The organism is Bradyrhizobium sp. 41S5, assembly GCF_011516665.3.
Classification (GTDB): Bacteria; Pseudomonadota; Alphaproteobacteria; order Rhizobiales; family Xanthobacteraceae; genus Bradyrhizobium; species Bradyrhizobium quebecense.
Window position 1 is genome coordinate 1,214,981 of the sequence record NZ_CP083721.1, and the last position, 17,675, is coordinate 1,232,655.

The following is a 17,675-nucleotide window of genomic DNA, read 5'->3' on the forward strand; positions in this document are numbered from 1 at the left end:
GTGGGCCTTTTCGAGCAAGCAAGGGCCGACATGAAATCTCGTGCAAGCGCGGGCGCACTTGTCAGTCTGATATCGCTTCTCGTTGCGCTCTTTGCGTTGCCGGCGGTCGCGCAGAAGCCGAAGCCAAAGGACAGCTATCTGCGGAACGTCGAACTGTGCAGCGGCCGAGGCAATGCGCCCCTGGACGCGCGCATTGACGGATGTACGGCGCTGATCGATGCGGGGCAGGACGTGACGCCGGCCGGCCTCGCGATCGCCTACAACAACCGTGGCAACGCCTACGCCGCCAAGGAAGACTATGACCGCGCCATCCGGGATTTCGATCGATCCATCGAGCTCAATCCAACCTACGCCAAGCCGTTCAACAACCGCGGCGTGGCTTACTTCAGGAAGCGCGAATACGATCGCGCGACCGACGCGTTCGATCAGGCCATCAGGCTCAACCCGAACTACGGCGAAGCCTTTGCCAACCGAGCCGGTGCCTACCTGAAGAAGAATGAATATGCCCGCGCTGGGCAGGACTACGATCAGGCCATTCGCCTCGAGCCGAACCTGGACGGCGTGTGGAACGGACGCTGCTGGAGCCGGGCTATCCTTGGTTCGTTGCAGGAGGCGCTGCAAGATTGCAACAAGGCGCTGCAATCGGGGTCCGCCAACGCTGCGACCTACGACTCGCGCGGCCTAATCCATCTGAAGACCGGCGAGCTTGGCGCGGCCATCGACGACTATAGCTCCGCGCTCGGCATCGACCCGAAGCTGGCAAGCGCACTCTATGGACGCGGGCTGGCGAAGCTGAAGCAGGGCGACAAGGCCGGCGGCAATGTCGACATCTCGGCGGCCAAGGCTATCCAGGGCAGCATCGGCGACGACTTCGCGCGCTACGGCGTGCAATAGCGAGATGGTCGCCGTAGGCGGCGGCCGGGTCGGCTTGGTGCCGCCGCCAGCGCGTCCGCTCCGGCCCGGCTAGTCCATGATCTCCACCGTTGCCGAACGGCCGGCGACCAATGCGATGCGATCCGGCAGGTGATCGAGCGCGATGCGCACCGGGACGCGTTGGGCGAGCCGGACCCAGCTGAAGGTCGGATTGACGTTTGCGAGCAGGTTCGCGCCGTCCGTGCGATCGCGGTCTGCGATGCCGGCGGCAATGCTCTCGACATGTCCGGTGAGCCGTACCGGCTCGCCCATCAGCCGAACCTGCGCCTTGTCGCCGACGTGAATGCGCGCGAGCTTGGTCTCCTCGAAATAGCCCTCGACATGCAGCGTATCGGTGTCGACCAGCGCCATCACGCCCTTGCCCGCGGTGACATAGGCGCCGGGCCGCAGCTCCATGTTGGTGATGGTGCCGTTCACCGATGCGTGCACCTCGCTGCGATCCAGATTGAGCTGCGCGACAGCGCGATCGGCCACCGCCTGGTCATAGGCGGCCTTGGCCTGGAGCTGCGTGGCCAGGATCTGCTCCTGCTTCTGCTGCGATACCGCGTCGGTGGTCAGCGCGCTGTAGCGTTTGAGGTCGGCGTCGGCCTGATCCAGCGTCGCGCGATGACCGGCGACCGCCGCATCGGCCTGCCGCAACGCCAGGGCAAACCGGGCGCGATCGATCCGGAACAGGATATCGCCGCGATGCACTTGCTGATTGTCCTTGACCAGCACGTCGGTGACGAAGCCGGAGACGTCGGGAGCAACCTGCACCACGTCGGCGCGGACCTTGCCGTCGCGGGTCCACGGCGACTGCATATAGTAGACCCAGAGCGCGCGGCCGACAGCGAGCGCGGCAACGAGCGCAATCGCGGTCAGTGCAACCCGGCCGAGCCAGGCGAAATTCCCCTTCATGGCAGAAACTCCGAAAGATAGACGACGACGCCCAGCAGGCATACGTACAAGGCAAAATTGAACAGCGCGCGATGCCAGACCAGCCGGTAGAGCCCGAAGCGTTGCATGATCCGGCTGATCCCCGCGCTCAGCGCATAGGCAACGATCAGCCACAGCAGCAGCGCCGGGACCAGGACACCGTAGATGTCGAGCTCATATCTCATGCAGCAAAACTCTCCTGGGGCTGCGATCGATACGCAGGTGCATCCGGAAACAGGCCGCGGCGAATGCCGACGAGTCCGAGTAATGCATCGTCCCGCGCGCGCTCATTGGGATCCTTGACGACCGCGGTCAGCGCCGCATCGATGCATGGCAGCAATTCGGCCGGCATCGCCTCGTCCGCATGGGCGCGAAATGCCGCCGCGAGGTCGTCCAGCATGTCGTCGATGGCACGCACGGTCGATGCGGCGAGGCCGTAACGAGCCCGCCTGAGGTCGATGATGTTGAGCCCGATGCGCAGCTGGACCAGGCTGTCGGCATCGCGGCGGTCGCTTTCGGAGATGAAGGCGATGCGCTGTACCAATAGGCCGAGCCGATGCAGCATCAGGCCGGCAAACTGCGCACGATCGCCGTGGCCGCGCCGCTCCGCCGCGGCCGCAAGCGTCTGCCAGCCCGACGTCATCAGCCGTTTGGCGATCCATTCGGCGCCGACACCGCGCGCGACCCGCGTCACGATCTCGGCGATGACGACGCCGAGGAAGAAGGCGACCGAGGTGTTGGCAAAACTGGCAAAATCTGCGCTGTAGGTCGATTGCAGCGCCAACAGCGTCGCGGTGTTGGCGGCGAGCGCCATGCCGATCGGCGCGGTGTTGGGCCGCGCGATCAGGAAGCCGTATAGCAGGAAGGTCGGCGCCAGCGCGGCGATCAGAACCTCGACATGGGAGATGCCTGGCACCAGTGCGAATTGATAGATCGCGACGACGACGATCGCAACCAGCGAAAACAGGCCGAAGGCCCGGATGCTGCGCGCCGGCTCATCCTGCGCGGCGAAGAATGAGCAGGCGACCGCCGCCATCATCGGCGCCGAGGCGCCATCGGCCCAACCGGTCGCAATCCAGAGTCCGCAGCAGATCAGGATGGCCACTGCCGCCCCCGCGGCTGACCACAGCGCCATGCCGTGGTCGCGATGACGGACCGGCGCGGCCCCCGATTCCGGGTGGAACGCCAGCGGGACGGTGGAGATATCCTGGCCCGCGGCGATCGCATCGCCGATTGCGCGGCAGTCGGCCGAGATGTCGACAAGCTCGCGGAGCCGGAGCAGCAGGCTAATCGTGATGATACGCTCGCGCGGCGCGAGGCCGTCGAGGGCAGATTGCCGCTCGGCGATCGCAGCGCGGATCTCGTTGCCGGATTGCCGCTGGCGATCCTCGTCCACGATCCATGCGGCGAGATCGCCGATCAGGCGCCGCAGCTCCGGCTGCCTTTGCAGCGCTGCTTCGCCGAGTGCGGCAAGCCGGTCTTCGATCGACGTGATGATCGGCAACAGCATCAGCATGCGCAGCCGGACCTCGCCGAGGCCGCGCGCGGTGCCGGCATCGGCCAGCCGATCATAGGCGACATGGGTTGCCAGCGTATCGATCTCGACGATGTCGGTCGCAAGGCGAAGGCGTTGGGCCCGGCGCATCTCGCTGGTTCCGTGATCAAGCAGCACGTCGCGGGAGAGGCGGCGCGCATCCGACAGCCAGCTTCTGATGCGGCCGCCGACCGCCGGCGCGACGCTGCGCGGAAACACCACGGTCGAGACCAGGCTGGCACAGATGATGCCGAGCGAGATCTCCTCGACCCGCGCCAGCGCGACATCGAAGATGCTGCCCGGGTCGGCGACCGACGGAAAGCCGATCAGTGCGACGGTATATCCGCCCAGCATGAAGACATAGCTGCGCGGCGTGCCGTCGAGCAGCGACAGATAAAGGCACAGTCCGACCCAGAGCGCGATCGCGAGGCACAGCAGCTCCGGTGCATTGACTAGGTTCGGCACCAGGGCGACCGTCATGCTCGCGCCGACCAGGGTGCCGATCACGCGGAAGAACGCCTTCGAGCTCGTCGCGCCGGCCAGCGGCTGCGACGTGATATAGACCGTCGCCATCGCCCAATAGGGCCGCGGCAGATCGATCGCCAATGCGATGACAAGCGCCAGCATCGACGCGGCGAACGTCTTCAACGCGAAGATGAGGTCCGCATGGCGGACCAGGAACGGCTCTTCCGCGCGCATGACTATTTCGCCTCTGCAGCGGTCTTGGCTAGAGCGGTCTTGGCTGCAGCGCTCTTGGCGTCTTGCAGGCGGCTCGCCCGCGCCTCGATGCGCTGCAGCGTCTCGAAGGTTACCGCAAGTTCCTCGCTGCCGATATCCTTCAGCACGCTGGCCCGCACGCGGCGCAGCACCCGGTTGGTCTCCTCGACCTTGGCTTCACCGGCCGCGGTGAGATGCAGTGTCTTGGCGCGCCGATCGGTCGGGTCCTCGCGACGCTCGACCAGGCCTTCGAACTGCAGCAGATCGATCAGTCGCACCAGCGAAGGCCCCTCGATCCCCAGCTCGTCGGCAAGCACGCCCTGGCGGACGTTCTCGCCCTGCCGCGACAGCACCAGCAGCGGAATTGCCGTCGCGTAGGACAGGCCGTGATCAGACAGAGCCAGATCCGACTCGCGCCGCCAGATCCGCCCAAGCCTGGTGATCAGGCGGCCGATCTCGGCGTGGATATGGGATTGCGAAGGAGGCATGCAAATTAGATAGGATACAAACTATTAGGCTGCAATAATATTGCTTCGAACGTTGCTGATGATCACGCAAATGCGATCTCCGCATGGGCGTCAATATCTCCGCACGGTTGATCGGAAGGCGATCCGGATGCGACCGAGCCAGCACCGATCGCGCGGGAACGCGGAAAGTTAGGAACCTCGCTCCGATGGCAATGTTGAGGCTTCTTTCGGAGGCGCGCCGACGCGCAGCACTGCTTGCGCTAGGAGGAGACGATGGGACTGGCTCAATACGCGGTGATCGCGGCTGGCGAGGAATGGGGCGTTCTGCATGACGGCAATCTCAATGCCGGATACGCGACCAAGGAAGCTGCATTCGAGGCGGCGGCGGCCGCCGCGTCGCTGGCGATCAGGCTGGGGCATGAAGTTCACGTCAGCGTTCCCGGGCGTGAGGAGGGGGAGGCGGCCCTTACCAAGCGGCGGACATAGCCCAACTGCGGTTGTGCCTGCACTGACGCAGCGCGCTGCCCGCTCTCAACCGCAGTCGTGCATCAACCGGCTCCAGTCCTCGCCGGCGAGGCCGCCGACATGGATATCGCCGCGCACAACGGCGTCGTTCACATCAGGAACGCGTGTCAACGCCATCGCGAAGCCGCGGTGCCGGAATACGAGCCAGCGCTGCAGCCCCAGCCCTGCCATCAGGGCGGGCTGCGCACGGCCGCGGGCTTCGGCATGGCCGGTGCGCTCAAGGTGGCGGAACATCGCACAGACCACGCCGACCTCCTGGCCCGGAAGCGACAGGATGTTGATAACATGCGCGGTCCGCCCCGGCGCCGCATAGTAGACAAAGCCGCCGATCACCGCGCCGGAACACGGTCTTCGATCGCGCGGATCGTGAATGCGCCAAGCTTGGTGTTCTGCGCTGCCAGGCTGACCAACAGCACAGCGCGTCTTACGGATCGAGCTCAGTATCCCAGTAGAGATAATCGAGCCAGCTCTCGTGCAGATAGTTCGGCGGGAACAGCCGGCCGTTGCGGTGGAGCTGATGCACCGTCGGCGCGTAGGGTGTCTGCTTCGGAAACATCTTGGCCTGCTGCGGCGTAAGATTGCCCTTGCGCAGATTGCACGGCGAGCAGGCGGCGACGACGTTCTCCCAGGTGGTCTGGCCACCCTTGCTGCGCGGAATGATGTGATCGAAGGTGAGGTCGTCGCCCGACAGGCAATATTGGCAGCTGAATCGGTCGCGAAGGAAAACGTTGAACCGGGTGAAGGCGGGGTGGGTGGTCGGCTTGACGAAGGATTTGAGGGATACGACGCTCGGCAACTGGATTTCGAAGGAAGGACTTCGTACCGCCCGGTCGTAATATTCGACGATGTTGACACGATCGAGGAACACCGCCTTGATCGCGTCCTGCCAGGACCAGAGCGACAGCGGGTAATAACTCAGCGGCCGGAAGTCCGCATTCAAGACCAGCACCGGCCAACCGCCTTGCGAGACATGTGCGTTCAAATAACGCTCCTGATCTCCCATTAGCTGCGAAGCAGCATGCACTCACATACTACAGGCAGCGTGACGGGATTGTGAAGAGCAATGAGCGGCTTATCCGCCATGCCCTGCCATGTTCCTGCCCCGATTGCCTCCTGCCCGCGAGGCCCGTAAAGGGAGCCGCAAGGCCCTGTCGGCCAGTGACGGACCCTGCCGATGACCATGACCACAAGCTATCTCGAGGCGCCACGCCGGTTGCGCGCATTCGTGCGTGCGCACGAGACGAGCCTCGTGGTGCTGGCACTGCTGATCGGCGCCATCGGCGGTCTTGTGGTGGCGGTCATGAGCGGCCTCGTCACGGTGCTGCATTCGGTGCTGTTCAATCTGCCGCTGGGCGATCGGCTGTCGAGTCAGCCCAGCATCGATCCCGTGCGCGCCCTCGTGGTTCCCACGGTTGGCGGACTGGTGCTTGGAGTAGCGTTCCTGCTGCTGCTCAGGGTCCGGCCGGCCCGGGAAATCGACCCGATCGAGGCCAACGCGCTTTATGGCGGGCGGATGTCGTTCCGCGGCAGCGTGATCGTGGCGCTGCAGACGATCTGGTCGAGCGGCGTCGGCGGCTCGGTCGGGCTTGAGGCCGGCTACACCCAGCTTTCGAGCGGCCTGGCCGCCTCGCTGGGCCGCGGCTTTCATCTCCGCCGCAACGACCAGCGAATCATGGTCGGCTGCGGCGCGGCTGCGGCGATCGCGGGGGCCTTCAGCGCGCCGCTGGCGGGCGCGTTCTACGCTTTCGAACTTGTGATCGGCGGCTATACGCCGGCGAGCCTGACCCCGGTCGGTGTGGCGGCGGTGGCCGGCTATTTCGTCGCCCATGCCTTCGAGCCGCTGCCGCTCGGCGTCGGCGTCGGAACCGTCGGCGACGTGCTCGGACGGGATCTTGCGATCGCGGCGCTGCTCGGGGTGGTCGCGGCCCTGACCGGGATTGCGATCATGCGCGGGGTGGCGCTGTGCGAGACGCTGCTCGCCAAGACCCGGCTCTGGCCGCCGCTGCGGCCGGCGCTGGGCGGCCTTGCGGTCGGCGCCATGGCGCTGCTGACGCCGCAGGTGATGTCGTCGGGTCATGGCGCGCTGCGCTTCGCCGGCATCGTGGCCATGCCGCTCACCTTCATCGCCGGCGTGTTCGCGCTGAAGGCGGTGGCCTCGATCGTCTCGCTCGGCTCCGGCTTCCGCGGCGGATTGTTCTTCGCCACGCTGTTCATGGGCGCGCTCGGCGGCCGGCTGTTCGCGGCCGGCGTCGACATCGTGTGGCCGGGGCTCAATCTCGATCCCAACGCCTATGCCGTGATCGGCATGAGCGCGCTGTCGGCCTCGGTGATCGGCGGTCCATTGACGATGTCGTTCATCGCGCTGGAATCCACTGGCAATCTCTGGCTCACCACCGCGGTGCTGGTCGCGGTCATCATCTCGACCACGATCACGCGCGAGCTGTTCGGCTATTCGTTCGCGACCTGGCGGCTGCATCTGCGCGGCGAGACCATCCGCAGCGCCGCCGATATCGGCTGGATTCGCGATCTCACGGTCGGCAAGATGATGCGGCAGGACATGACGACGGTGAACGCCGCGATGCCGATCGAGGCGTTTCGCGAGGAATTCCCGCCCGGCTCGAAGACCCAGGTCGTCGCGGTCGACGGCGAGGGACGTTATGCCGGGCTCGCGCTGGTCGCGGAGGCGCACGCGCCCGACCTCGAGGCCGACAAGGGACTTGCCGCCATCCTGCGCTACGCCGACGTGGTGCTGCATCCCGGCATGAACGTGCAGGAGGCGATCGCGGTGTTTGACGCGGCGGAAGCGGAATCGCTCGCGGTGGTTGAGGACGACGGCGACCGGCGGCCGATCGGCCTGCTCACCGAAGCGCACGCGATGCGGCGCTATGCGGAAGAATCCGAGCAGCGCCGCCGCGAGGTGATCGGCGAGATTTGATTGCGGCGGGCGCTTTCGACCCGTCATCCTGAGGCGCTCGCGAAGCGAGGCTCGAAGGATGCACGGCCGCGCTGCGGCAGTGGGGCCGTCGATGCTTCGAGACGCGCGTTCCGCGCTCCTCAGCATGACGGGGAAAAACCGGGGCGGGCGCTACACCGTCACCCGCTCCAGCTTCTGCAGGCAGCGCGTTACGCGCACCGCGGCCGGCATCTCGGTGTCCGGAAAGCTGGTCTTCCAGTCGGTGACGCCGACTTCGCCGACATAGATGTTGCCGTGCGAGTCCAGCGCGATGCCGTGCGGCGCCAGGAACTTTCCGGTCTCGACGCCGGGGCCGTGCTCGCCGCCGAGCCGGGCGATGCGCTTGCCGGTGCCATCCACGATCGACAGCCGCGGGCCGAGATTGGGCACCTTGCGGTTGACCGTCATGCCGGGGCCGAGCTCGCCGATCACGAAGCTCGGCTGCTTGCCGCTCCCGCAGCAGCACAGCGCGCAGGGCCGGTGCAGATTGTTCCACTGGGTCTCGTATCTGCCGTTGCCGTCGAACACTTGAACACGATGGTTCTCGCGGTCGGCGACATAGACCCAGCCGTCGGCGTCGGTCGCGATGTTGTGCACGATGTTGAATTGACTAGGATCGGTGCCGGGCTCGCCCCAGGTCTTGATCAACTTTCCATCCGGCGTGTATTTGTGGACGCAGGCATTGCCGTAGCCGTCGGAAACGTAGATCTCGCCGTTCGGCGACAGCGCGGTATGGGTGCAGCGATGGAACGGCTCGCCGCTCATGAACGGCGCCGGCTTGTTCGGGATGCCGATCGTCAGCAGTACCTTGCCGTCGGTCGAACATTTACGCACAGTGTGGTCGCCGTCGTCGGTGCAATAGAGATTGTCGTCGGCATCGATGTGCAGGCCGTGCGCGCGCGCGAACAGGCCTTCGCCCCAGCTCCTGATGAAGTTTCCTTCGCGGTCGAGCACCACCATCGGATGTTCACCGCGGTTGAAGACATAGACGCGGTCCTTGCTGTCGACAGCGACGGAGGCGACATCCGTCAAGCTCCAGCCGCCGGGGAGTTTTGCGAAGTTCTCCACCACGCGATAGCGGTGCTCGCCGGTGCCGAGGATGGTTGGCATTGTTCGTCCTCTCTCTTCTCGTCATTCCGGGCTCGCGCTACGCGCGCCCCGGAATGACGGCGGATCAAGTTAGCTTCGCCACCGGCCCGACATCGCGCGGCAACCGGCCTTCCTCGATCGCCTTGATCTGCAGCGCTAGATAACGCGAGTTGATGCGGCATTGCGCGAGGCTGCCGGCGATGAACCACAGGCCGGGCTGCGGCGTGCGGGTGTACATGTTGCGCAGCTCCTGGCCGTCGCCAAAACCCCAGATCGGGCCAACCCGCGCAGCCATCGCCTCGCCGAACAGTTTCTTCACCAGCTCTTCCTGCGGCCGGTAGCCGGTCGCGAGCACGATCAGGTCGGCGGCAACCGTCTCGCCGGTCTTCAGCCGCGCGCCTTCGCTCACGAAGGTCTCGATGTCGGCAAATTGCCTCAGGGCAATCGCGCCGCTCGCGACGAGATCGGAGCAGCCGACGTTGAAGTAATAGCCGCCGCCGCGGGTCAGGTACTTGAACTGCCAGCCGGTGCCGCCGTCGCCGAAATCGAGCTTGAAGCCCTTGCGCGCGAGACCGTCGAGCAGCAGTCTGTCGAGTTCCTTCGACTGCTCGGTCATCAGCACATGGCTGCGCTTGGCGAGCGCGAGCGGCATCGAAGTCGCGATCAAATCGTTGTCTTCGAGCGAGCCTTCATTGTAGGCGGCATAGGCGAGCTGCGCCGACGGCTCGATATTGGTGACGAGCGTCGAGGAGCGCTGCACCAGCGTCACCTCGGCGCCGGAGGAGTGCAGATCCTGCGCGATGTCGTGGCCGCTGTTCCCGGTGCCGATCACCAGCGCGCGCTTGCCTGTCCAATGCTCGCCGTCTTCATAGCCGCTCGAATGCAGCACCTTGCCGGAGAAAGTCTTCAAGCCGGGGATATCAGGCACGCTCGGAATGCCGCTCACGCCGGTCGCCATCACGACATGGCGCGGCTGCAGTTTCCGCGTCGTCCCGTCGGCGCGGCGCAGCTCGATGGTCCAGCGTCCTTGTGCGTCGTCATAGCTGCCCCCGACGAATTCCGTGCCGGTCCAGAAGTTCAGCTCCATGGCATCGACATAGGATTCGAACCAGTTGGCGAGCTTGTCCTTCGGGATGTAGGTCGGCCAGTTCGGCGGGAACGGCATGTAGGGCAAATGATTGACCTGCACCTGGTTGTGCAGGGTGAGCGCGTGGTAGCGCTTGCGCCAATTGTCGCCGACGCGCGCCTCGCGGTCGACGATCAGTGCATCGATCTTGAGCTGTTGCAGACGGGCGGCGATTGCAAGCCCGGCCTGCCCGCCGCCGACCACGAGCACATCGGGATCCCGGTCGGCATATTCGGCGGATGCCTTGCGCAGGTCGAGCCAGTTGGGACCGCGGAAGTCGCGGGAATAGGCTTGTCCACGCGGCCTTGTGTTTCCTTGCTGCTCTTCAAAACCCTTCAGTTCCTCGAGCGCGGTCAGCAGCGTCCAGGCCTTCAACCGATCGCCGTCGGCGGCGTCAGGAATCAGCCGCACGATGCCGTGGCCGCGGCCAGTAGCCGTCTCGAACTTGAAGATCGCCTCGATCGCGCTCGTGCCGGCGCGCATCACCCGGCGGGGCGGCGCGCGCTCGGCATCGATGCGGAAATCATGCGGCGCGCTGCGACGCGCATGCGCGGGCAGTTCCTCGATGATTGCAAAAGCGCGGTTGACGGTCTGGATGTTCCAGCTCAAGGCCAGCACGTCGCGCCAATAGCTTTCGGGATGGAACAGCGGCTTCAGCAGCACATCGTCGGGCCCCGCCAGCGCATCCTCGAACTGCACAAGCCAATTGTCGGCGGCGACCGAAATATCGTCCGTCTTGTCGAGCATTGAGCGTTTCTCGTCATCGGCCGCCCTTGGTGACGTTTTCTTGGCGGCGTTCCCTTGGCCGCAAGCCTATACCCATTGGCGAGGCCGCAGAAAGGGCGTGACGGGATATCGCCTATTCGGCCAGCGACAGGATCAGGCCTTGATCCGGCGGAACGCGGCCCTGCAGGGTATCGAGATAGGCCTCGCGCACCGCCGCCGGGCCGCGCCGCTCGACGACATCGAGCCAATCGGGCAGCTGCGGCACGAGCTCCGTCCATGCAGCGCCAAAACGCTGGTCGATGCCACCGGGACCCCATTCCCTGGCGCGCTTGCGGATCTGGTCCGGCGCGAAGAACCACACCGGCTTGGCGCCGGGCAGCGTCGGCTCATCCGGCTCGCTCGCGCGATGCGTGAGCCCGACCCGGCCGGAATAGACCATCTGCGCGCCGAAGTGCCGGTGCAGGGTCTCGCGCAGCGCGCTGTTGCCGGCCATGTCGACATAGGCGACAGGCTCGGCCGCCGGGATCGCGGTGACCTGGTCATAAGTGACGACGTCGTCATAGCAGCCGAGCGAGGTGACGAAATCGACATTGCCCTTCGAGGTCAGCCCGCTCACGCGGATACCGCGTTTGTGCAGGAGATGGGCGAGCCCGAACGCCGTCTTGCTCGAGGCCGACGACAGGATGACGCGACGAGCACCGTAGAACTCATTCTCGGCCAGGAAGTCGTCGACCAGGAACGACAGCATGAACAAGGGCAGCAGCAGCGCGCGGAAATCGCCCTGCTGGCCGGCATAGGTCGGATCGCCGGAGACACGGGCATAGGCGTTGTAGACCGGCGAGACCTCCTGCCGGTGCGCGGCGCCGTCGCGCAAGCCGCGCTTGCTGACATCGGCGGCCTCGATCACCAGATGGGTCGCCATCGGGAAATAGCCGAACAGCGTTTCGCCGGCTGCGATGGCGGGATGCTTCGAGGCCAGCACCTCGCCAAAGCCCCACACCGGGATGATGCCGTAGCCGTCGGGCGCCGGGAACAGGTGCCAGTACTTCAGCTGCTCGCCGATCACGGCGTAGGTGATGTTGTTGGCGGTGAAGGCGAAGCGGGTCACTTTGACCAGCAGCGCGTCGGCCGGCAGCGCCGCGGCATCGGGCAGCTGTGTCTCGATCACCTTGCAATGCTGCAGATCGTTGCGGATGACGATGAAGTCAGTGGAGTTCATGGCGATGATCCCGGCGTCGGATGCGCCGGCATCGTTGCGTCGATCGCCGGCTTTTTGCAACAGCAACTAAGTTTCAAACGCCGTTCGCTCCACCATCACCTTGGTCAGCGAAGCTGTCCTTCGCGGTAGAGATCGCGCAGCTTGCGCTTGAAGATCTTGCCCGTCGCCTCGCGCGGCAGCGCGTCCATGAAGCGGATGTCCCGCGGCACCTTGAAATTGGCGAGCTTGCCGCGGAGAAATTCCTGGATCGCCGCGACCGACAGCGTGCTGCCCGCTTCCGGCTCGACGCAGGCGAACAGCCGCTCGCCATATTCGTCGTCGGGCACGCCGAATACGGCGCAGTCGCGGACGCCTGCCATGCCGATCAGGGCATTCTCGATCTCGGCGGGGTAGATGTTGACGCCGCCCGAGATCACCATGTCGCGCTTGCGGTCGCACAGGAACAGATAGCCGTCCGCGTCGAGATAGCCGACATCGCCGACGCTGACGAGGCCGTCGCGGTCGGCCTCGGCGCGCGCCTTGGCGTTGCCGTGGTAATCGAAATCCGACGTCGCGGTCTGGCGCATGAAGATCTCGCCGGGCTCGCCGACGTCGCATTGCGTTCCGTCGGGCCGGAATATCTTGACGATGCCGCCCTCGATGGCGCGGCCGACGGTGCCGGGCTTGGCCAGCGCCTCGGCCGATGAATGCCAGACCGGGATGCCGGTCTCGGTGGAGCCGAGATATTCGTTGATGACCGGTCCCCACCACTCGATCATCGCGCGCTTGACGTCGACCGGGCAGGGCGCCGCGCCATGCACGATGAAGCGCAGCGACGACAGGTCATAGCGGCGTCGCGTCTCTTCCGGCAGGCGCAGCAGCCGCACGAACATGGTCGGCACCATGTGCATGTGGGTGACATGGTGGCGCTCGATCAGCTGCAGCAGATCTTCAGGATCGAAGCGCGGTTCGAGCACGATCACGCAGCCATTGCGGAATGCGAGCATGCCGTAGGAGTGCGGCGCCGAATGATACATCGGGCCGTTCATCAGGATCACCTGGCCCTCGTTCGGCTTGACGCCATAGGTGATGGCGCCGACGCGCGCGGCCGCCGCCTGCTGCTCTGATGGCATCGGCTTGCGCTTGACGCCTTTCGGCAGGCCCGTGGTGCCGGACGTGTAGAACATCGGCGCTGCGCCGATCGGCGCGTCGGTCAGCGGTTGATGCGTTTCACGCCAGATATCCCAATCGGTCATGCCGTCGGGCACACGCGTGGACGCTGGCGCCACGCCATAGGCCGCGGCGATCTCCGGCGATGTGGTCACGACCAGCAGCTTGATCCCCGGCGGCAGCCCGTCGCGGATCTGCGGCAGCAAATCGGCGTGGCAGACCAGCGTGTCGGCCCCGCTGTCGGACAGGATGTAGGCGACCTCGTCGGCCTTTAGGTGCCAGTTGATCGGCACCACCGGACTGCCGAGCGCGGCTGCGGCCGCGACCACCTCGAACAGCGCAAAATCGTTGCGCAACATCATGCCGACCGGCTTGCCGCCCTGAACGCCGAGCGCGCGGAAACCGGTCGCCGCCCGCGCGATGCGGGCGTGAATGTCGCCGTAGCTGATCTGTCTGTCGCCGCTGATGATCATATTCCGTTCCGTTTCCTCGCAATCGTCCAGCCGGTGTTCGATCTTAGCAGTTTTCCGGCCAGCGCCGCTCACATGGTCTTCGCAAACGCGATGATCGATGATCGGATCGCACAGGGCAGCTCCAACGGCAGCCGGCGCTTCATCCTGCGCCCCTGCGAGATGTCCGGGATTGCGGATCAGGCGCTGAGCCGCGTCGTGAAGCTGTCGCGTGCCTGCGCAAGCTCCGCCTTCATCCGAACCACCAGTTCGGCGACCGGCGGGGCGTCGGTGATCTGGCCGATGCCCTGGCCCGAACCCCAGATATCGCGCCAGGCCTTGGCCTTCGTGTTGCCACCGGAGCCGAAATTCATCTTGGATTTGTCGGCGACCGGCAGGTTGCCCGGATCGAGGCCCGCGGCCGCAATCGACGGTCCGAGGTAGTTGCCGTGCACGCCGGTGAACAGGTTCGAATAGACGATGTCATGCGCGGCGTATTCGGTCAGCGCCTGCTTGTACCTGACGTCGGCGTTGGCTTCCTCGGTCGCGATGAAGCGGGTGCCCACATAGGCGAGGTCGGCGCCGAGCGCGAGCGCGGATGCGATGCTCCAGCCGTCGGAGATCGCGCCCGACAGCAGGATCGTGCCCTTGAACCACTGCTTGACCTCGCGCACCAGCGCGAACGGCGACAGCGTGCCGGCATGGCCGCCCGCGCCGGCGCAGACCAGGATCAATCCGTCGACGCCCTGCTCGGCGGCCTTGCGGGCGTGCTTCACGTTGATGACGTCGTGGAACACCACGCCGCCGTAGGAATGCGCGGCCTCGACGATTTCGGACGGCGGGCGCAGCGAGGTGATGATGATGGGCACCTTGTGCTTCACGCAGGTTTCCATGTCATGCATCAGCCGGTCGTTGGAGGCGTGGCAGATCTGGTTGACCGCGTAAGGGGCGACCTTCTTCTCCGGATGCTTAGCCTGGTGCTCGCCGAGCTCGTTCTCGATCTGCGTCAGCCATTCGTCGAGCTTCTCGACCGGGCGCGCGTTGAGCGCCGGGAATGAGCCGACGATGCCGGCCTTGCACTGCGCGATCACGAGCTCGGGCCCCGAGACGATGAACAGCGGGGAACCGACGACCGGCAGTTCAAGCCTGTTGGCGAGCGAGGCGGGCAGCGACATTGTTCGGATCCTCCATGTGCGCCGCCCGGCGGGTGCCGGGCGGATCGCGATTTGTTGTGATGGCTGGAGCTGCGGCTCCCTTGGAGCGGCAATATAAGGCTGGACGGTTGCGTCATGACGTTCAATATTGAACAGCTGATTGACCAGAAATGAACAAAGGCGCGAGCGGGCGGCATGGACTGGGAGCTTTGCAAGACCTTCGTCGCGGTGGCTGAGACGCGCAGCTTCGCCGGCGCTGCGCGGCGGCTGCGCATCAGCCACCCCACCGTCAGCCGCAACGTCGCGGCGCTCGAGAAGCAGCTCGGGACCCGCCTGTTCGCCCGTTCGAATGACGGCCTGTCGTTGACATCGCATGGCCGCAAGTTCCGCGAGCACACCGAGGTGATGGCGGCGGCGGCCCTGCGCGCGGAGGCGGCTGCGTCCGCCACCGGCGCGCAGGCCCGCGGCGTCGTGAAGCTGTCGATCGGCGCGACGCTGGCGGCGCATTGGCTGATGCCGCATCTCGGACCGTTCCTGCGCGATCACGCCAACATCCAGCTGGAGATCATCACCCACCCGTTTCCGGCGAGCGTGCGGCGCCGCGAGGCCGACGTGGTGCTGCGGCCGGTCGATGCCGGGGACGAGAACCTGATCGGACGCAAGATCGGACGGCTCGGCGCCGGTTTCTACGCGTCACGCGGCTATGCGGCCGGGCGCAAGCTGCCGGAGCGGCCGGACGAATGGCGGGGGCATAGCGTGATCGGGTTTGCCGACCAGGCCTCGAATGTGCGGCTGGCGCGGTGGAGCGATGTCATCACGCGGCAGGGCACGCTGGTGATGCGCTGCTCCTCGCAGGGCGACATGCTTGCGGCGGCGCGGGCCGGGCTCGGGATTTGCGCGCTGTCCTGCCTGGTCGGGGCCGACTATCCCGATCTGGTTCGGGTCGCTCCGCAAAAGCTGTCGAGCCTCTCCGATCTCTGGCTGCTCGCGCATCCCGATCTGGTCGAGCTTCCCCCGGTGCGTGCCGTCATCGGCTTCGTCACCGATTGCGCGCGCGAGGATCGCGTCAGGCTGCGCGGCTAGAGCCGGTTCTCAGGCTCGCGCCCGCCACAGCGTCACCGCAAGCAGGATAAAGACGGCGCACGTCCACAGCGCCTGCCAGTTCTCCGGTCCTTCGTTGAAGCCCACGTAGATGGCGGCTGCGACAAAAATGCCGGCAAAGATCGATTCCGCCAGAGGGCGGACTCCTTTCGTAGCAGGATTGAGCAGTGTCATGACCGCAAACGGCACCGCCGCCAGGGTCAGAGGCGCGAAAGGAAAATCGATAAAGCGCGGGTCAAATATGAGGCCCAGTGCGGCCGCCGTGCCGATCACCGTGGTGACGATCAAGGCCAATCCGTGCAAGGTCACCAGCACCGATCCAGTGTGGTAGCCCTTCGGACCCAGCAATTCCTGGAAGCTGGGCGGCGCGCGACCGGACATCAGGGCATTGGCGCCGAACACCGGCGAGGCCGTTGCCGCCACCAGAAGCGAGCCCCACACAAGCCAGCCTCCCGTTCCATAGCTTTCATAGACGAGTCTTTGCGCGGCCACCCCAAACAGGATTCCGGCTGTGGTCGCCGATAGTCCGACCGCAAGCCATGACACGAGTTCGGGCTCCTTCGGCTTGCGCCGCGAGGTCAGCCAGGCTGCGCAGAACACCAGGATCGCCAGCGCCATTCCGCTGCACATCTGCAGTTTCCAGAACGGAAAATTGCTGATCGGCAGGCCAGGCGGATATTTCAGTGTGCGCGCTTCCGAATCGAACAGGCCCCAAGATCCGCCGACCGTACCCTCGATCTCCCGCTTCCATCCTTCGTCATAGGCCTCGAACAGGTTGACGCGGAAATGCTCGCGCCGGGCAAGGTCGAGCACCTCCGAGACCACCCGCGCCTGATTGACGCGCGAGGGCAGCGCGGATTCGCGCATCCGCCCCTCGCTCGGCCAACCTACTTCTCCGATAAAGATCTCCTTGCCTGGGAAGACCGCCGCGACCTGCCGGCGCATCTCGTCCGCGTGCGCGGCGGCACGTTCCGCGGGGATCGGGATATTCTCCCAGTATGGCAGGATGTGAATCGTGATGAAGTCGACGACGTCGGAAAGTTCGCGATTGCTCAGCCAGAACTCCCAGACGTCGGCGTAGGTGACGGGAACGCTGACCTGTGCCTTGATCGCACGGATCATGGCGGCGAGGTCGGACGCCGACATTTCCTTGCGCAGCAGGACCTCGTTGCCGACCACGAGCGCAATGATCGTGTCTGGATATTCTTTGGCGAGGCGTATCGCCGTTGCGACCTGCGTCGCATTCTTCTTTCGGTCCCTGTCGAGGAAAATGCCCTGAATGACTTTCAGCCCCGCCTTGGCTGCGAGCCCGGGAATCTGGTCGAGACCGAGATCGGTCGCATAGGTGCGGATGCAGTGCGATATCTTCGCGAGTTGCGCCAGATCTTCCGCGATCTGTTCCGGAGTGACCTGCGTCGCGGCAGCAAGTGATGTCTGATTGTTGCGGAATGGGGCGTAGGAGATGCACTGCACCTTATCATTCGGATCGATCGGTGCGCGCGGCAGGCTGACCGGGATGCCCAGCCACCACCACGCCGCGGCGATAGCCCCCAAGGATATCAGGAGAAGCGTCAGCGGGGTGCGAAGCGAAGCCAGGTCCGTCCTCCTTGCAGGAAGG

The 17,675-nt window shown here is 65.5% G+C and carries 16 protein-coding genes; 4 read left to right on the forward strand and 12 right to left on the reverse strand.

Annotation, left to right across the window (positions count from 1 at the left end):
* The first annotated feature begins 30 nt into the window (after window positions 1-30).
* Window positions 31-894: a tetratricopeptide repeat protein gene (locus HAP47_RS05725; RefSeq protein WP_173639071.1), complete on the forward strand. Its 864-nt coding sequence runs from the start codon at window positions 31-33 to the stop codon at window positions 892-894.
* A gap of 69 nt (window positions 895-963) precedes the next feature.
* Here HAP47_RS05725 and HAP47_RS05730 read toward each other — a convergent pair whose 3' ends face one another.
* Genes HAP47_RS05730 through HAP47_RS05745 form a run of 4 tightly spaced genes read right to left on the reverse strand, consistent with a single transcriptional unit; the run spans window position 964 to window position 4,587 of the window.
* A complete protein-coding gene (locus HAP47_RS05730; RefSeq protein ID WP_173639070.1) occupies window positions 964-1,830 on the reverse strand; it encodes an efflux RND transporter periplasmic adaptor subunit in 867 nt (288 codons plus the stop codon).
* Window positions 1,827-2,033 (reverse strand): DUF1656 domain-containing protein, encoded by a 207-nt coding sequence (locus HAP47_RS05735; protein WP_173639069.1) that lies wholly within the window; start codon window positions 2,031-2,033, stop codon window positions 1,827-1,829. Before HAP47_RS05735 ends, HAP47_RS05730 begins: the two co-directional genes overlap by 4 nt.
* On the reverse strand, window positions 2,030-4,081 hold the full coding sequence (locus tag HAP47_RS05740) for an FUSC family protein (protein WP_173639068.1): 2,052 nt from the start codon (window positions 4,079-4,081) through the stop codon (window positions 2,030-2,032). The genes HAP47_RS05735 and HAP47_RS05740 overlap by 4 nt, the downstream gene beginning before the upstream one ends.
* Window positions 4,082-4,083: 2 nt before the next feature.
* Window positions 4,084-4,587 carry a MarR family winged helix-turn-helix transcriptional regulator gene (locus HAP47_RS05745; RefSeq protein ID WP_173639067.1) on the reverse strand — a complete coding sequence of 168 codons (504 nt, stop codon included), beginning with the start codon at window positions 4,585-4,587 and terminating at the stop codon, window positions 4,084-4,086.
* A gap of 252 nt (window positions 4,588-4,839) precedes the next feature.
* On the opposite strand from HAP47_RS05745, the gene HAP47_RS05750 reads away from it, so the two are divergent.
* Window positions 4,840-5,052, forward strand: coding sequence for a hypothetical protein (locus HAP47_RS05750; protein ID WP_173639066.1), 213 nt, complete (start codon window positions 4,840-4,842; stop codon window positions 5,050-5,052).
* 45 nt (window positions 5,053-5,097) lie between these two features.
* Here HAP47_RS05750 and HAP47_RS05755 read toward each other — a convergent pair whose 3' ends face one another.
* Both HAP47_RS05755 and HAP47_RS05760 read right to left on the reverse strand, forming a co-directional pair.
* On the reverse strand, window positions 5,098-5,424 hold the full coding sequence (locus tag HAP47_RS05755; RefSeq protein WP_173639065.1) for a hypothetical protein: 327 nt from the start codon (window positions 5,422-5,424) through the stop codon (window positions 5,098-5,100).
* A 91-nt stretch (window positions 5,425-5,515) separates the two neighbouring features.
* Complete coding sequence (locus HAP47_RS05760) at window positions 5,516-6,073, reverse strand: HNH endonuclease (protein ID WP_016845270.1); 558 nt, start codon at window positions 6,071-6,073, stop codon at window positions 5,516-5,518.
* A gap of 192 nt (window positions 6,074-6,265) precedes the next feature.
* Between HAP47_RS05760 and HAP47_RS05765 the strand changes: the two genes are divergently transcribed.
* Window positions 6,266-8,026, forward strand: coding sequence for a chloride channel protein (locus HAP47_RS05765; protein WP_173639064.1), 1,761 nt, complete (start codon window positions 6,266-6,268; stop codon window positions 8,024-8,026).
* Window positions 8,027-8,176: 150 nt separating this feature from the next.
* Here the strand turns inward: HAP47_RS05765 and HAP47_RS05770 are convergent, their stop codons facing one another.
* The 5 genes from HAP47_RS05770 to HAP47_RS05790 all read right to left on the reverse strand — a co-directional run bounded on the left by HAP47_RS05770 (window position 8,177) and on the right by HAP47_RS05790 (window position 14,977).
* Entirely contained in the window at window positions 8,177-9,154 is a 978-nt protein-coding gene (locus HAP47_RS05770; RefSeq protein WP_173639063.1) for a peptidyl-alpha-hydroxyglycine alpha-amidating lyase family protein, read from the reverse strand.
* 64 nt (window positions 9,155-9,218) lie between these two features.
* Complete coding sequence (locus HAP47_RS05775; RefSeq protein ID WP_173639062.1) at window positions 9,219-11,006, reverse strand: flavin-containing monooxygenase; 1,788 nt, start codon at window positions 11,004-11,006, stop codon at window positions 9,219-9,221.
* A gap of 112 nt (window positions 11,007-11,118) precedes the next feature.
* A complete protein-coding gene (locus HAP47_RS05780; RefSeq protein WP_173639061.1) occupies window positions 11,119-12,204 on the reverse strand; it encodes a DUF2855 family protein in 1,086 nt (361 codons plus the stop codon).
* 104 nt (window positions 12,205-12,308) lie between these two features.
* Window positions 12,309-13,826, reverse strand: a complete 1,518-nt coding sequence (locus HAP47_RS05785) for an acyl-CoA synthetase (protein ID WP_173639060.1) — start codon at window positions 13,824-13,826, stop codon at window positions 12,309-12,311.
* Window positions 13,827-14,002: 176 nt separating this feature from the next.
* The gene (locus HAP47_RS05790; RefSeq protein ID WP_173639059.1) at window positions 14,003-14,977 is read right to left on the reverse strand and encodes an NAD(P)H-dependent flavin oxidoreductase; all 975 of its coding nucleotides are present in this window, start codon (window positions 14,975-14,977) and stop codon (window positions 14,003-14,005) included.
* 174 nt (window positions 14,978-15,151) lie between these two features.
* Between HAP47_RS05790 and HAP47_RS05795 the strand changes: the two genes are divergently transcribed.
* Complete coding sequence (locus HAP47_RS05795; RefSeq protein ID WP_173639058.1) at window positions 15,152-16,039, forward strand: LysR family transcriptional regulator; 888 nt, start codon at window positions 15,152-15,154, stop codon at window positions 16,037-16,039.
* Window positions 16,040-16,048: 9 nt separating this feature from the next.
* On the opposite strand, the gene HAP47_RS05800 is transcribed toward HAP47_RS05795, so the two are convergent.
* On the reverse strand, window positions 16,049-17,611 hold the full coding sequence (locus tag HAP47_RS05800) for a glycoside hydrolase family 17 protein (RefSeq protein ID WP_173639057.1): 1,563 nt from the start codon (window positions 17,609-17,611) through the stop codon (window positions 16,049-16,051).
* Between the last annotated feature and the right edge of the window lie 64 nt (window positions 17,612-17,675).

Bases quoted from the DNA above. Each gene is read 5' to 3' on its own strand.
- HAP47_RS05725 (WP_173639071.1), top strand. From the start codon at position 31: ATGAAATCTCGTGCAAGCGCGGGCGCACTTGTCAGTCTGATATCGCTT.
- HAP47_RS05730 (WP_173639070.1), bottom strand. From the start codon at position 1,830: ATGAAGGGGAATTTCGCCTGGCTCGGCCGGGTTGCACTGACCGCGATT.
- HAP47_RS05735 (WP_173639069.1), bottom strand. From the start codon at position 2,033: ATGAGATATGAGCTCGACATCTACGGTGTCCTGGTCCCGGCGCTGCTG.
- HAP47_RS05740 (WP_173639068.1), bottom strand. From the start codon at position 4,081: ATGCGCGCGGAAGAGCCGTTCCTGGTCCGCCATGCGGACCTCATCTTC.
- HAP47_RS05745 (WP_173639067.1), bottom strand. From the start codon at position 4,587: ATGCCTCCTTCGCAATCCCATATCCACGCCGAGATCGGCCGCCTGATC.
- HAP47_RS05750 (WP_173639066.1), top strand. From the start codon at position 4,840: ATGGGACTGGCTCAATACGCGGTGATCGCGGCTGGCGAGGAATGGGGC.
- HAP47_RS05765 (WP_173639064.1), top strand. From the start codon at position 6,266: ATGACCATGACCACAAGCTATCTCGAGGCGCCACGCCGGTTGCGCGCA.
- HAP47_RS05770 (WP_173639063.1), bottom strand. From the start codon at position 9,154: ATGCCAACCATCCTCGGCACCGGCGAGCACCGCTATCGCGTGGTGGAG.
- HAP47_RS05775 (WP_173639062.1), bottom strand. From the start codon at position 11,006: ATGCTCGACAAGACGGACGATATTTCGGTCGCCGCCGACAATTGGCTT.
- HAP47_RS05780 (WP_173639061.1), bottom strand. From the start codon at position 12,204: ATGAACTCCACTGACTTCATCGTCATCCGCAACGATCTGCAGCATTGC.
- HAP47_RS05785 (WP_173639060.1), bottom strand. From the start codon at position 13,826: ATGATCATCAGCGGCGACAGACAGATCAGCTACGGCGACATTCACGCC.
- HAP47_RS05790 (WP_173639059.1), bottom strand. From the start codon at position 14,977: ATGTCGCTGCCCGCCTCGCTCGCCAACAGGCTTGAACTGCCGGTCGTC.
- HAP47_RS05795 (WP_173639058.1), top strand. From the start codon at position 15,152: ATGGACTGGGAGCTTTGCAAGACCTTCGTCGCGGTGGCTGAGACGCGC.